This is a genomic window from Nocardia sp. MH4, from assembly GCF_019266065.1.
Classification (GTDB): Bacteria; Actinomycetota; Actinomycetes; order Mycobacteriales; family Mycobacteriaceae; genus Nocardia; species Nocardia canadensis.
This window is the reverse complement of the sequence record NZ_LPNR01000107.1, coordinates 1-16,045: the sequence shown is the minus strand read 5'-3', so window position 1 is coordinate 16,045 and position 16,045 is coordinate 1. Positions and strand designations below refer to the sequence as shown.

The 16,045-nt window shown below is 72.5% G+C and carries 3 protein-coding genes; all 3 read right to left on the bottom strand.

Annotation, left to right across the window (positions count from 1 at the left end; translation table 11 throughout):
• Positions 1-49: 49 nt before the first annotated feature.
• Positions 50-7,312, bottom strand: coding sequence for an amino acid adenylation domain-containing protein (locus ATM97_RS19010; RefSeq protein ID WP_374104882.1), 7,263 nt, complete (start codon positions 7,310-7,312; stop codon positions 50-52).
• 272 nt (positions 7,313-7,584) lie between these two features.
• The gene (locus tag ATM97_RS19005) at positions 7,585-13,638 is read right to left on the bottom strand and encodes a non-ribosomal peptide synthetase (RefSeq protein ID WP_218719443.1); all 6,054 of its coding nucleotides are present in this window, start codon (positions 13,636-13,638) and stop codon (positions 7,585-7,587) included.
• Between the two features lie 83 nt (positions 13,639-13,721).
• Positions 13,722-16,045 (bottom strand): condensation domain-containing protein (locus tag ATM97_RS19000; protein ID WP_218719386.1); only part of this gene is annotated, 2,324 nt, incomplete at its 5' end.

Sequence of the window (16,045 nt, the reverse complement as noted above, 5' to 3'; positions counted from 1 at the left end):
ACAGTCCCCTCCGTTCGACGGAGCCGACTAGCCGCTGCCCGGTCATGCACTATCCACCTATCCCATCCATCCCGACGGCCGCCCGTCGCTGCTGCGGCTGTCCGGCGTTGCCGATCATCTCACTCAGCGCGACTATCGTCGCGCCGGCGCCATCCCCCGGCGCCGCGACAGCGACCGCCGACTCGGTGAACACGTGACTCACCTCGTCGGCGCCGTCGTCGGGCGCCATCACCAACGTCGCGCCGGCGATCCCGGCCGCGACGATCTCCAACAGGCCGGCCACGGAATCCGGCCGGCCCGCCGCCCGCGTGCGCGACTCGAAGGTCAGCCCGGTCCGCTGGGCCACCCGCTCGGCGGCGCCGGCCAGCTCGTCGTAGCTCAGCGACCGGCCACCGCCGACGAAGGCCACATCGTCACCGCGCAGGGCGCGGGTGCGATGGGCGTAGCCGATCGGGCGCGGCGACTCCGCGGCCAGCTCGGCGATCAGCGCCGGGTCGGCCAGGTCGTACCAGTCCAGGCCCTCGGGGGCGTCGACGATATCGATGGTCAGGCCCAGCTTCACCTCGAGCCGGTCGGTCACCAGCCCGTCGATGGTCGCCAGCGGCACCACCGCGGCACCGGCCTTGAGCACCGCCCAGGTCGCGATCGCCGCGTTCACCCCGCGATCGAGCCGCAGCGCCACCCCGGTGCCCGGACCGGCGCCGCGCGCGATCAGTGACCGCGCCAACTGCGAAGAGCGCGCGTCGAACTCGTGGTAGGTCAGCTCGCCGCCGCCCAGGTCGAGCGCGGGTGCGTCCGGATCCTCCTCGACGGCGGCGGCCAGCTCCTGGGCCAGCGCGGCGCCGTTGGCCGAGGGCACGGGCGCGTAGTCCGCGGCGGTGAGCTCGCGTTCGCGCTCTCTGGCGTCGCGCAGGTCGATGTCGCCGACGCGGACCTTCGGGTCGGCCGCCACCGCCGTGATGATCTCGGTGAACCCGCGCGCGAAGGTCGCGACGGTGTGCTCGTCGAAAAGGTCGGTGGCGTAGGTGAACACGACGCCGAGCTCGTCCGGGTCGCCGGTCGCGGTGTGGCGGGGCTCCACATTGACCTGCAGGTCGACCTTGGCCGAGCGGGCCGCCAGGTCCATCGCCTCGATGATGAGCCCGGGCAGCCGCAGCACCGGCGTCTCGGTGTTGTGGAACGAGAGCACCACCTGGAACAGCGGATTGTGCGAGACCGCGCCGCTGGGCGCGACCTCGTCGACGATCCGCTCGAACGGCAGGTCGGCGTGGGCGAACGCGGCCAGATCGACCTCGCGGGCCAGGGTGACCAGCTCGTCGAAGCCACGCAGCGGCGAGACCTCGGTGCGCAGGGTCAGCGTATTGACGAACATGCCGACCAGGTCGTCGAGCTCCGGCTCACCGCGCCCCGCGATCGGGGTGCCGATCGCGATGTCGGTGCTGCCGGAGATGCGCGCCAGCAGCACGGCCAGCGCCGCGTGCACGACCATGAACAGCGACGCGTTGTGCGCGCGGGCGATCTCGGCCAGCCGCGCGTGCACGTCGGCGGGCAGGCTGGTGGTCACATCGGCGCCACGCAGCGAGGCGTGCGGCGGTCGCGGATGATCGTGCGGCAGGTCCACGGTGCCGACCTGGCCTGCCAGCGTGCGCCGCCAGAAGTCGAGTTGGCGTGCGGCGGTAGAGGTCTCGTCGGACTCCTCACCCAGGACCGCGCGCTGCCACAGCGCGTAGTCGGCGTACTGCACCGGCAGCGGCGCCCAGCTGGGCGAACGCCCCTCGACCCGGGCCCGGTAGGCGATCACCAGATCGCGGGCCAGCGGCGCGAGCGAGGCGCCGTCGGCGATGATGTGCTGCACCACCACGGCGAGCACGTGCTCTTCTTCGGCCAGCGGATCGGTGTCCGGGATGGTGAACAGCCCGGCCCGCAACGGGACTCGCTCGGCGACGTCGAATCCGCCTGCGAGCAGCCACATCACGCGATCGCGCGGGTCGGCGCACTCCTCGATCGGCAACCCGGTCGGCAGCACCGCGCTGACCGGCATGATCTCCTGGTAGGGCGCGCCGTTCGCGTCGGCGGGGAACCGGGTGCGCAGCGCCTCGTGCCGCTCCAGCACATCGGCGACCGCGTAGCGCAGCGCCGAGGTGTCCAGCGCGCCGCGCAGCCGCAACACCAGCGGGATGTTGTAGGCCGGGGAGTCCGGGTCGATCCGGTTGAGCAGCCACATCCGCTGCTGCGCGGGCGAGAGCGGGATGACGCCCCGGTCCTGCGCCGGGACCAGCGGCGGACGCGGCTCGGCCACCTCGCCGGGGCGCACCCGGGCGGCCAGCGCGGCCACCGTCGGCGCCTCGAACAGGTCGCGGACCACCAGGTCGGTGCCGAGCGCCTGATCGATGCGGGCGATGGCCCTGGTGGCCAGCAGCGAGTTGCCGCCGCGATCGAAGAAGTCGTCGTCCAGGCCGACCTCGGGGACCCCGAGCAGGGTGGCGAACACTTCCGCGACGCTCAGTTCGATCGGCGTGGTCGGTGCGCGGAAGGCGGCGGCCGCGGTGAACTCGGGCGCGGGCAGCGCGGCCCGGTCGAGCTTGCCGTTGGCGGTCAGCGGTAGCGCGGCCAGCACCACGACCGCGTCGGGAACCATGTAGCCGGTGAGGAATTCGGCGACCGCGGCGCGCACCGCGACCGGGTCGAGGGCGGCGCCGTCGGCGGGCACGACGTAGCCGATCAGCCGATCGCCCGCGTGTTCGTCGACGCGCACCACGACCGTGGCCTGGCCGACGCCGGGCACCCCGAGCAGCGCGGCCTCGATCTCGCCCGGCTCGATCCGGAACCCGCGCAGCTGCACCTGCTGATCGCCACGACCGCCGTATTCCAGTGCGGGCGTGCCGCGGAAACCGATCCAGCGGCCGAGGTCGCCGGAGCGGTAGCGGCGCGCACCGGGCGGTCCGAACGGATCGGCGACGAACCGGGTCGCGGTGAGCCCGGGCTTGCCGAGGTAACCGCGCGAGACCTGTCCGCCGGCGATGTAGAGCTCACCGGCGACGCCGAACGGCACCGGACGCAACCGATCATCGAGCACGGCCACCGACAGACCGGGCAGCGCCCGGCCGATCAGGCTGCTCGGCAGCTCCGTCGCCCCGGTGTCCATGGTCAGATGCGAGACATGCACCGTGGTCTCGGTGATGCCGTACATGTTCACCAATCGCGGTGCGCCGGGCCCGGTTCCGTAGCGGGCGTACCAGCGGTTGAGCTTGCGCGGGTCGAGCGCCTCGCCGCCGAAGACGACGTAGCGCAGCGGCAGCGGCGCGGCACCGGCGGCCTGGGCGGCCCGGTCGGCCTCGTCGAGCTGGGCGAACGCGGTGGGCGTCTGGCTCAGCACCGTCACCCGCTCGCGGGCCAGCAGCTCGCGGAACTCGATCGGCGAGCGCGAGGTGAAGTGATCGACCACGACCACCGACGCGCCGCCGGCGAGCGCGCACCACAGTTCCCAGATCGAGAAGTCGAAGGCGAAGGAGTGGAACACCGTCCACACGTCGTCGGCGTCGAACTCGAACAACTGCTGGGTATTGGCGAACAGCTCCAGCACATTGCGATGGCTGACGCCCACGCCCTTGGGCAGGCCGGTGGAGCCGGAGGTGTAGATGACGTAGGCGAGGTGGTCGGGCCGCAGCGGCGCGCGTCGCTCGGCCGGGCGCAGCGGCGCGGTCGAATAGCCGAGCTGTTCATCCACCAGCACCACCGGGAGATCGGCGGGCACCAGCGCGCGCTCGGCCGATGTCGTCAGCAGCACAGTGGGTTTCGCGTCGGCGAGCACGTATTCCAGTCGCTGCGCGGGATACCCGGAATCGATCGGCAGGTAGCCCGCACCGGCCAGCAGCACCGCGAGCAGCGCGATCGGCAGCTCCTCGGTACGCGGAACCGCCACGGCCACCAGGGTTTCCGGGCCCGCGCCCTCGGCCATCAGCGCCCGTGCCAGCGCCGAGGCGCGGCCGAGCAGATCGGCGAAGGTCAGCGAGTACTCCCCCGCCCGCACCGCGATCGCGTCCGGCTGCTGCTGCGCCTGCACGCAGATCAGATCGGCCAGGGTCACCTCGGGGACCGCGATGCCCGGCGAATCCCCTTCGCGCAGCACAAGTTCGCGCTCACCCGGGGCGAGCACATCGATGTCGCCCACCGGCACCGACGGATCGGCCACCACCGCGGCCAGCACCCGCGACCAGCGGTCGGCGAAATCGGCGACGGTGGCGTGGTCGAACAGATCGGTGGCGTAGACGAACGAGGCGGTCATGCCCTGCGGCGCGCCGTCGGCGCCGATCCGCTCGGCCAGTTCCACCTGGAGATCGAACTTCGCCAGCGGCACCGTGAAGTCTGCGGCCGAGACGGCCAGGCCGGGCAGCGCCAGCTCGGAGCGGGCCAGGTTCTGGAAGGTCAGCATCACCTGGAACAGCGGGTGGCGCGCGGTCGAGCGCACCGGCTCCAGCAGCTCCACCAGGCGCTCGAACGGCACATCGGCGTGGCCGAAGGCCGCCAGGTCGTCGGCCCTGACCTCGGCGAGCAGCGCGGCGAAACTGGCCGCCGGATCGACCTGGGTGCGCAGCACCAGGGTGTTGACGAACATGCCGATCAGCTCGTCGAGCGCCTGCTCACCGCGACCGGCGACCGGGGTCCCGATGGCGATGTCACGGGTGCCGGAGAGCCGGGCCAGCAGCAGCGCCAGCGCGGTGTGCACCACCATGAACAGCGTGGCGTTGTGGTCGCGGGCCAGCGCGGCCAGGCCGGCGTGCACGGAGGCGGGCACCTGGACGCTCAGCGTGCCGCCCGCCCGGCTGGCGACGGCGGGACGCGGCCGGTCGGTGGGCAGCTCCAGCTGTTCGGGCAGGCCGGCCAGGGTCCGGCGCCAGAACGCGACCTGCGCGGCCAGCAGCGACGACGGATCGGTCTCGACGCCGAGCAGCGCGCGCTGCCACAGCGTGTAGTCGACGTACTGCACCGGCAGCGGCGGCCAGTGCGGCGCGCCACCGCCGCGGCGCTCGGCGTAGGCGGTCAGCAGGTCCCTGGTCAGCGGCGCGAAGGAGAACCCGTCGGCGGCGATGTGGTGCACCACGCAGACCACGACGTGCTCACTGACCGAACTCGCGGGAGCCGCATCCGGCTCGTACTCCGCTGCTGCCTCCGGCCCGGCCGGACGCGGCTCGGTCAGCGCGAGCACCCGCACCCGCACCGGCGGCGCCGCGGTGACGTCGAAGCCGGTCAGCGCGGCCGCGGCGATGGCGTCGCTCAGCTGGTCCTCGGTGATCTCGACGACCTCGAACTCCGGCGCCGCCGCCGGATCGCCGGGGGCGAGCACCACCTGATGGCCCTCACCGTCGAGCACCACCGAATCGGCGGCCGAACCGTCCGACACCGGGTACACCGTGCGCAGCACCTCGTGCCGGGTGACCAGGTCGGCGACGGCCGCGCGCAGGGCGGGCAGGTCCAGGCGGCCGGACAGCCGCACCGCGACCGGGATGTTGTCGACGGCCGAGGCCGGATCGAAGCGGTTGAGGAACCACATCCGCTGCTGGGCGTAGGACAGCGGGATCAGCGCGGGACGCTGCTGACGGGTCAGCGGCAGCGCGTGCGCCGAGACCCGGTGCTGCTCGGCCTTGTTCGCCAGCGCGGCGACGGTCGGCGCCTCGAAGACGGCCTGCACCGGCACCCGCACATCCAGGGCGGCACCGATCCGGGCGACGGCCTGCGCGGCGAGCAGCGAGTCCCCACCGAGTTCGAAGAAGTCGTCGTCGGCGCCCACGCGGCCCGAGCCGTCGCGCAGCAACAGCGCGGCGAACACATCGGCGACCACCTGTTCGGCGGGCGTGGCCGGGGCGCGGAATCCGCGCGCGGTGAACACCGGCGTCGGCAGCGCGGCCCGGTCGAGCTTGCCGACCGAGGTGAGCGGCAGCGCGTCGAGCACCATGATGACGGCCGGAATCATGTACGCGGGCAGCGAGGTGGACAGGAATTCCGCCAGCGCCCCGGTGTCGACCGTGCGCCCGACGCGGGGCAGCACATACGACACCAGCGCGGTCGCGCCCGAGGGCATGGTCTTGCCGAGGGTGACCGCGTAGTCGAGGTCGGGGTGAGCGGTGAGGGCGTTGTCGATCTCGCCCAGCTCGATCCGGAAGCCGCGCACTTTGACCTGGAAGTCGGTGCGGCCCAGGTATTCCAGCGTGCCGTCGGGTTCGAGCCTGCGCACCAGGTCACCGGTGCGGTAGAGCCTGCCCGCCCCGAACGGCGAGGCGACGAACCGCTCGGCGGTCAGGCCCGGCCTGCCCAGATACCCCTGGGCCAGCGCGGGACCGGACAGATACAGCTCGCCGACGACGCCCGCGGGCACCGGCCGCAACCGGGCATCGAGGACGTAGAGGCCCATGCCGGGCACCGCGGTGCCGATCGTGATCGGCGCGCGCGGATGTAGCGGGGCGGTGCTGGTGGCGAGGATGGTCGCCTCGGTCGGGCCGTAGCCGTTGTGGAAGGCGCGGCCGTTGGTCGCCCAGCGGCCCACCAGTTCCGGACCGAATCGGTCACCGGCGACGACCACGGTGCGCAGGTCCGGCAGCCCGGCCGGATCGACCGACTCCAGCGCACCCGGCGTGATGAGCAGGTGCGTGATGCGTTCGCGCCGCAGCAGATCCGACAGTTCGAAGCCACCGAAGATCCGCGGCGGCGAGATCACCAGGGTCGCGCCGCTCGCGAAGGTCAGCAACAGCTCCAGCACCGACACGTCGAAGTTCGGCGAGCAAACATGCAGCACACGCGAATCCGGTTCGACGCCGAAGTGTTCGCGCTCGGCGGCGACCAGCGCGCCGAGACCGGCGTGGGTGACCACGACGCCCTTGGGCTTGCCGGTGGAGCCGGAGGTATAGATGACATAGGCCGGGTGCCGATCGTCGATCTGCCGGACCCGGTCGGCGTAGCTGACAGCGTGTCCTGGACGCGCGGCGATCCGCTCCGCGACCACCGGATCGTCGAGCTCGATCCAGTACAGCCCGGTGCCGAGCGCGGCCCGATGGGTCGCGGTGGTCAGGCCGAGCGTCGCGCCGGAATCGGCGACGATGTGCGCGATCCGGTCGCGCGGGTAGGCCGGGTCGACCGGCACGTAGGCGGCCCCCGCCTTGGCGATGGCCCAGACCGCGAGCACGGACTCGATGGAGCGCGCGATCGCGATCGCGACTACGTCACCCGCGCCGATGCCCCGGTCGATGAGTTCACGTGCCAGTCGCGAGGATTCCGCGTCCAGCTCGGAGTAGGTGAGCTGCCGTTCACCGCCCGGCATTCCGGTCGGGTTGTAGCGGACAGCTATCGACCCGGCCGCGGATTCGACCGCGGCCGTAAGCAGTTGACCGAACAGTGGTGCGCCGGTCGTTCGGCGGCGACCGGCACGGCCAGTGCGGCGGGGGGTTTCCACAGACCAATACACCTCTCGCGTCCGGCAGCCGAGTCGGACACAGCATAGCCACACCTATATCGCTGCCGCCGACCGTCGCCGAGGTGTGCGCCACGACACACCAACTCTCTGCAACAGAATCGTAATCTGCGCGGAGCCTGTTACGTGGGGCTATCGATGGACCGCCCGGAAATGGCGATGACCTGCGCCGTTACCGGGCCGACTGTGGTGGTGGCCACCGGGCCGAGCATCTGTTGATGACTGGCGTCGACCGGATGATCGGTGATGACCCCACTGAAATAGGGGCGCCAGCGCGAGGCGCCACCCGGCGCTTTTCCGGCTGTGCGCAGGGCCGTGAAGAAGGTGAGATCACCCACGAATCGATCCGGCGTCAGTTGGGTAACCAGTTCGACAGTGCGCAGCGCACCCCGGTACATCCCGACGAAGCGCGACAGCGAGATCGGTGTCGACCCGGCCAGCGCGCCGTGCAGCGCGGCGAGGGCGTCCGCGCCGAGACCGGCCATCCGGTCGGCGGCGGGCAATTGCTGATCGGGGATGCCGAGTTCGCGGAAGGCCTCCCGCAATTCGGCGCCGAAGTCGGCCAGATCGGCGCCGGGCACGCTGTCGAGCAGGGTCAGCGAGGCGACCGTCTCCCCCGCCGCCTGCAACCGGGTGGCGACCGCCTGCGCGAGCACCCCGCCCAGCGACCAGCCGAGCAGATGGTACGGCCCGTGCGGCTGGGCGGCCGTGATCTCGGCGAGATAGTGGTCGAGCAGCGCGTCCACGGTGGCGGGCCGAAAGTCCGGGTCGCTCAGGGCGGGCGACTGGAGCCCGATGATCGGGCGATCCTCGGGCAGATGCGGGGCAAGGCCCGCGTAGGCCCAGGCCAGGCCGGAGACCGGGTGCAGGCAGAACAGCGGTTCCCGGTCGCCGCCGCGGCGCAGCGGCAGCGTGGTCGCCAGTGCCGCGTCGAGGTCACCGCCGAGACCGGCCGGACCCGCGCTGAGCCGGTCGGCGAGCCCCGCGACGGTCGGATCGGCGAAGAACGCGGCCACGGTCAGCTCGGTGCCGGTGCGTTCCCGCAGCCGGTGCACCACCCGGGTGGCCAGCAGCGAGTTGCCGCCGAGGGAGAAGAAGTCGTCGTCGAGACCGGGCCGGGCGACACCGAGCACCTCGGTGAACACCTCCGCCACGGCGATCGCGTTGTCCCCCACCGGTTCCCGGTAACGACGCGGTTCGAGCACCGGCGCGGGGAGCGCGGCGCGGTCGAGCTTGCCGTTCGCGTTCAGCGGCAGCCGATCCAGGACGACGAAGGCGGCGGGCACCATGTACGACGGAAGCACCTGGGCCACCGCCGCTTTGGCTACCGCCGCGGTGAGCTCGGCGTCCGGGGCGGGCACCACGTAGGCGACGAGCCGGTCACCGAGCTGCGCGTCGGACTGCGCGAGCACGGCGGCCTGGGCCACCTGCGGTGTGGCCAGCAGCGCCGCCTCGATCTCGCCCAGCTCGATGCGGAAGCCACGGATCTTGACCTGGAAGTCGGTGCGACCCCGGTACTCGAGTTCACCCTCGGCGGTCCAGGCCACCAGGTCACCGGTGCGGTACATCCTGGCGCCGTGCGCGGAGCGGGACCGGACCTGGCTGTCGACGGCACCGAGGTGCTCGCCGACCCGACCGGAAACGGCGAACGGGTCGGCGACGAATCGGTCGGCGGTCAGGTCGGGGCGGCCGAAGTAGCCGCGGGCCAGCTGCTCGCCCGCCAGGTACAGCTCACCCGAGACGCCCACCGGCACCGGGCGCAGCCGCGCGTCCAGGACGTAGACCCGGCTGTTCCATGCGGGCGCGCCGATCGGCACCGTCGTCCGATCGGCTGTGGTCACGCGATGATCGGTGATCGAGACGGCGGCCTCGGTCGGGCCGTACAGGTTGTGCAACGCGGCCGAATTCGTAGCCACGAAGCGTTGCGCGGTCGCGGCGGGCAGGGCCTCGCCGATGGCGAGTACCCGGCGCAGCGCGGACGGGAGCGCGCCCCCGGCTTCGGTGAGCAGGGCGTCGAGCATGGACGGGACGACATGCAGCGTCGTCACCGATCGACCGGCGAGCAGGCCCAGCAGGTAGGCGGGGTCGCGGTGCCCGTCGGGCGCGGCGATCACCAGCGTGCCGCCGCACACCGCCGCCGACCAGAACTCCCACACCGACAGGTCGAAGGTGGCGGCCGTCTTCAGCAGGACCGAATCGTCGCGGCCGAGTCCGAACGCGGCGGTCTTCCACAGCAGCTGGTTCACGATCGCGCCGTGTGAGACGGCGACGCCCTTCGGCTTGCCCGTCGAACCGGACGTGAAGATCACATACGCCGTGTTCGCCGGACGCAGCACTCCGCGCCGCTCGTTCGCCGCGATCGGCTGATCCGAGAGAGCGGACAGGTCCAGCGTGTCGACGACGATCACCGGGGCCGCGCCGAGTCCTGCACCAGCGGCGGAATGTTCGCCACGCAGCGTGCCACCGGTGGCAGCCGATCCGCCCAACGCGCCCCCAGCAGCAGCCGATTCGCCACGCAGCGTGTCGCCGGCAGCAGCCGATCCGCCGCCCAATGCGCTCGTCGCGCCTGACGATTCGGCACCCGGCGCTGTGTCGGCGATGGCGGTGAATCCGGTTTCCGCCGTGGTCAATACGCAGACGGGAGCGGCGGTGTCGAGCACGTGACCGATCCGGTCCGCCGGCTGCGACGGGTCGACCGGCACGTAGGCGGCACCGGTGGCCGTCACCGCGTACATGGCGACGACGAGATCCACGGACCGTGGGATCGCCAGCGCGACACGGTCTTCCACGCCGACACCCTGCGCGATCAGATGTCGCGCCAGCCGATGGACACGCGCGGCGAAATCACGGTAGGTCAGCGGCGCGCCGTCGGGATCGATCAGCGCGACGCCGTCGGGGTTTCCGGCGACGGTCTCGGCGAACAGCGAGGCCAGGGTGGCGGGCGGACAGGGATGTCCGGTCGCGTTCCAGCCGTGCAGGATTCGCTCGCGCTCGGCGTCGGAGAGCAGGTCCAGCTCGTCGGCGGGCCGCTGCGGCGCGGCCGCCACCGCCGCGAGCACCCGGGCGAAACGATCGGCGTAGCCGCGCGCGGTCGCCTCGTCGAACAGGTCGGTGGCGTAGGTGAACACCCCGCTGATGCCCTGGGCGACGCCGTCGGCGTCGTAGGTGTCCGCGACGACCGCGTGCAGGTCGAACTGCGATACCGCCAGGTCCACGTCGACGCCCTCGACCGCCAGCTCCCCGAGCTCGAGGCCGGTCCTGGTCAGGTTCTGGAAGGACAGGCCCACCTGGAACAGCGGGTGCCGCGCGGTCGAGCGGGCCGGGTTGATCGCCTCGACCAGTCGCTCGAACGGCAGGTCGGCATTGGCGAAGACCTGCAGGTCGGTGTCGCGCTGGCGGGCGAGCAGCGCGGTGAACGGCTCCCCCGGCCGCAGCGTGGTGCGGAAGACCAGGGTGTTGACGAACATGCCGATCAGGTCGTCGAGGGCGGCCTCGCCTCGGCCCGCGATGGGTGTGCCGATCGCGAGGTCGTCGGTGCCCGCCAGCCGGGCCAGCGTCACCGCGAGCGCGGTGTGCACCACCATGAACAGGGTCGCGCCCTGCTCGTGCGCCAGCGCCAGCAGCGCGCGGTGGGTCGCGGCGTCGACCTCGATCGGCACCCGGCCACCGGCGAAGGACTGTACGGCCGGACGCGGCCGGTCGGCGGGCAGGTCGAGCTGATCGGGCAGGCCGGCCAGCGCGTCGCGCCAGTAGGCCAGCTGGGCCGAGGCCAGCGACCGCGGGTCGTCCTCGCTGCCGAGCAGGGCGCGCTGCCAGAGCGCGTAGTCCGCGTACTGCACGGCCAGCGGGGCCCAGTCCGGTGCCGCGCCCGCCGAGCGCGCGGCGTAGGCGAGCATCAGATCCCGGGTCAGCGGGGTCAGCGAGGAACCGTCCCCGGCGATGTGGTGCACCACCACGGCGAGCACCGACTCGTCGGGGCCGAGCTCGAACAGCGCGACCCGCAGCGGCACCTGGCTGCGCACATCGAAGCCGGACGAGCCGAGCGCGTGCATCGCCGCGCCCAGCCCGGCGGGTTGGATCCGGTGTACCTCCAGCTGTGGGGTGGCCGCCGACTCGGGCAGCACCCGCTGGATCGGACCGTCGTCGGTCTCGGGGTAGACGGTGCGCAGGGTCTCGTGCCGGGCGACCAGATCGCCGACAGCCGCCCGCAGCGCGTCCACATCGATCGCGCCGCCGAGCCGCACCGCCATCGGGATGTTGTAGGCGACCGACTCCGGGTCGAACTGGTTGAGGAACCACATCCGCTGCTGGGCCAGCGACAGCGGAATCCGTTCCGGCCGTTCGGCGGCCACCAGCGCGGGACGCGCGCCTGCGCCCGCGGATTCGGCCAGCCGCTGGGCCAGCGCCTCCACCGTCGGCGCCTCGAACAGCAGCCGGACCGGGAAGTCGGTGTCGAGCGCGGCGCCGAGCCGGGCGGCGACCTGGGTGGCCAGCAGCGAGTTGCCGCCGAGGGCGAAGAAGTCGTCGTCGAGGCCGAGCTGGGTGTCCTCGCCGAGATCGAGCACCTGGGCGAAGGTCCCGGCGACGATCTGTTCCACCGGCGTGGTCGGGGCTCGGAACGCGGCGTGCTCGAGCACCGGGGCGGGCAGGGCCCGCCGGTCCAGCTTGCCGACCGGGGTCAGCGGGATGGTGTCGAGTTCCATCAGCACGGTCGGCACCATGTGCGCGGGCAGGCTGCGTTCGGCGAAGGCCGTGAGCGCGGCGGTGTCGACGGTCGCGCCCGGGGCCGCGTGCACATAGGACACCAGAATCGTGGCGCCACTGTCGAGTTCGTGCCCGACGGTGGCGGCGAAGTCGATGCTCTCGTGCGCGGAGAGCACCGCGTCGATCTCCCCGAGCTCGATCCGGAAGCCGCGGATCTTGACTTGGAAGTCGTTGCGGCCCACGTATTCCAGCGCGCCCTCGGCGGTCCAGCGGACCAGGTCACCGGTGCGGTAGAGCCGGGAACCGGCCGGGTCGAAGGGATTGGAGACGAAGCGCGAGGCGGTGAGACCGGGGCGCGCGTGGTAGCCGCGGGTCAGCTGGGCACCGGTGATGTAGAGCTCGCCGGTGACGCCGGGCGGGACGGGGCCGAGCCGGTCGTCGAGCACGTATTCGGCGACTCCGCGCAGCGGGCCACCGATGGTCAGCGGATCACCCGGCTTCAGCGGCACACTGATGTTGACGACGATCGTGGTCTCGGTGGGCCCGTACACATTATGGAACTGTCGCAGGGTGCCGTCGGCGAGCGGAATCGCCCAGCGCCGCAGCAGATCCGGCGGGACCGCCTCGCCGCCGACCGCCACCACCCGGAAATCGTCGAGGCCATCGGGATCGATCGAGGCCAGCGCGGCGGGGGTGATGAACGCGTGGCTCACCCGTTCCCGGCGCAGCAGCGCGGCCAGGTCGTCGCCACCGTAGACACTCGGGTCGACGATCACCATCGTCGCGCCGGCGCCGACCGCGAGCAGCAGCTCCAGCAGCGAGGCGTCGAACGAGGGCGAGGCGAAATGCAAGGTGCGCGAATCGATGTCGATGCCGTAGTGCAGGCGCTGTTCCGCGCAGAACCCGGCCAGCCCGGCCTGGCTCACCGCGACACCCTTGGGCAGGCCGGTGGAGCCGGAGGTGTAGATGACGTACGCCAGATCCTCGGCGCGGATCTGGCGCAGCCGGTCGGCATTGGTGACCGGGTCACCGGCGACCTCGTCGAGCAGCGGGGCGATGCCCGCGTCGTCGATGACGAGCCAGTCCACCCGGGTCGGCAGCCGGTCGGCGACCGCCGCGACGGTCAGCCCGAAGACCGCGCCGGAGTCGGACACCATGTGCGCCACGCGATCCGGCGGATAGTTCGGGTCCACCGGCACGAAACCGGCGCCGGTCTTGGCGACCGCCCACACCGCCAGCACCGACTCGATCGAGCGCGGGATGCCGATGGCCACCAGATCACCGGCGCCGATCCCGCGCTCGATCAGCAGCCGCGCGATCCGGCTCGAGCGCTCGTCGATCTCGGCGTAGCTCAGGCTGCCCAGCGTGCGCGTGGCGTCGGCGAGCACCACCGCGACACCGTCGGGATTGGTCTCCACGGCGGTGGCCAGCAGCTGCGGCAGCGCGGTCACCCTGGCGCGGCGAGTGCGCACCGGGCGCGTCCGTACCGGTCGTGTCATCGCGATTCCACCTCACCCATCACCGGAACTCGTCGCCCCGTCACCACGGTCACGGCTCAGGCCACCGACGGACGCGGGTCCCCGAGCACCAGCACGACCTCGGCCGGACCGGGGTTGCCCGGCGCGGCGTCGTCGGCGATCACTGCCTGCAAGTCGTCGAGCCCGGCGGTGTCGAGTGCCTCGAGACCGGCCCGGTCGCCGAACAGATGGCTCACCCACTCCTCGGCCAGCGCGGCCGACAAGTCGTCGCCGGCAGTCTGCGCCAGCACCATCGACGCGCCGGCGACACCCGCGGCGACCGGCTCGACGAGGACGGCGAAGCTGTCGGCCGCGGCGGTGCCGAAGGTGCGCGACTCGAAGGTCAGCGCCGCGTCGGTGCGCACCCGCGCACCCGCCGTGGCCAGTTCGTCATAGCTGCGGACCCCGTCGACGCCGACGAAGGCCGGGTCACCGCCGCGCAGTGCCCTGGTGCGGTCGGCGTAGGTCACCGGGCGGGCCGACTGGGTCGACAGCTCGGTACGGATCGACGGATCGTCGAGGACCACCCACTCGAAATCACCGTCCGGCGTCACGCCCGCGGTGATGCCGATCTTGGCCGCCGGTTCGGCGGGCAGCGCGCCGGCTCCCGGCGCGGGCAGCACGGCCGCACCGGCCTTGAGCACGGCCCACACCGCGACCGCCCAGTCGACGCCGCGCGGAAGATCAACGGCCACACCGGCACCCGGACCGAAACCACGGCCGATCAGCAACCGCGCCAACCGCGAGGACCGGGTGTCGAGCTGCTCGTAGGTCAGCGAATCGTCACCCCAGACCAGCGCGGGACCGTCCGGGTCGTCCTCGGCCGCGGCGGTGAACGCCTGCGCCAGCGTGGTGCCGCCCGACGGCGCGGCAGGCGCGGGCGCCTGCGCGGCCCCGGCGAGCAGCCGGGCCCGCTCCTGCTCGTCGAGGATGTCGATATCGCCGACGCGGATCTGCGGGTCGGCGGCCACCGCGGTCAGGATGCGGGCGAAGCGCTCGCCGATGGTGCGCACCGTGGCCTCGTCGAACAGGTCGGTGGCGTAGTTGAACAGGGTGACCAGCTCGTCCGGCGCGCCTTCGGCGGTGAACCGGGGCTCGACGTCGACCTGCAGGTCGAACTTGGCCGCCACCGCGGTCTCCAGCGCGGTCACGCTGAGGCCGGGCAGCTCGAGCGCGGCCGCTTCGTTGTTGCTGAAGGTCAGCGCCACCTGGAACAGCGGATTGTGCGCGCTGCCCTTGCCCGGCGCGACCACCTCGACGACCCGCTCGAACGGCAGGTCGGCGTGGGCGAAGGCGCCCAGGTCGGTCTCGCGGGCCAGATCCACCGCCTCGTCGAAGGACCCGGCCGGGTCCAGCGCGGTGCGCAGGGTCAGCGTGTTGACGAACATGCCGACCAGCTCGTCGAGCGCACGCTCACCACGTCCGGCGACGGCGGTGCCGATGGCGATGTCGGTGGTGCCCGACAGCCGCGCCAACAGTACCGCCAGGGCCGCGTGCACGACCATGAACAGCGACGACTTGTGTTCGCGCGCGAGGTGGTTCAGCCGCGCGTGCACCTCGGCGGGCAACCGCAGCTCGGTGGTGGCGCCCCGCAGCGTCGGCGTCACGGGACGCGGACGGTCCTGCGGCAGCTCCAGCAGCGGCGGCACCCCGGCGAGCTGGGTCCGCCAGTAGTCGAGCTGGGCGGCGGCGACCGAGTCCGGGTCGTCGTCGACGCCCACGACCGCGCGCTGCCAGAGCGCGAAGTCCGCGTACTGCACCGGCAGCGGCGTCCAGGCCGGAGCCTGCTGCGCGGCGCGCGCGACATAGGCGGTCATCAGGTCGCGGGCCAGCGGGGCCAGCGACGCGCCGTCGGCGGAGATGTGGTGCACCACGAACACCAGCAGCCAGTCGGCCGACGATCCGTCGGTGAGCAGTCGCGCCCGCACGGGCACTTCCCTGGTGACGTCGAACCCGGCCTCGGCCAGCGCGGCGGCGCGGGCCAGGACCTCGGTCGTGGTCTCCACCTCGAGCCCGGCGGGCAGCACCTCGGCGACGGGCAGGATCTCCTGGACCGGGCTGCCGTCCACCGGCGCGCCGCGATCGACGGGCCCGGAGGAGGTAGCCGACGGTGACCACGCAGGGCCCTCGGACGCGGCGCCGTTGCACACCGGGAACCGGGTGCGCAGCGACTCGTGCCGGGTGAGCACGTCGGTCACCGCGGCGTCGAGCGCGGCCACGTCGAGCGCGCCGGTCAGCCGGATGGCGAACGGGATGTTGTACGAGCCCGACGCCGGGTCGAGCTGGTTGAGCACCCACATGCGCTGCTGGGCCAGCGACAGCGGAATGCGTTCCGGCCGTGCGGCGGCCACCAGCGCGGGCC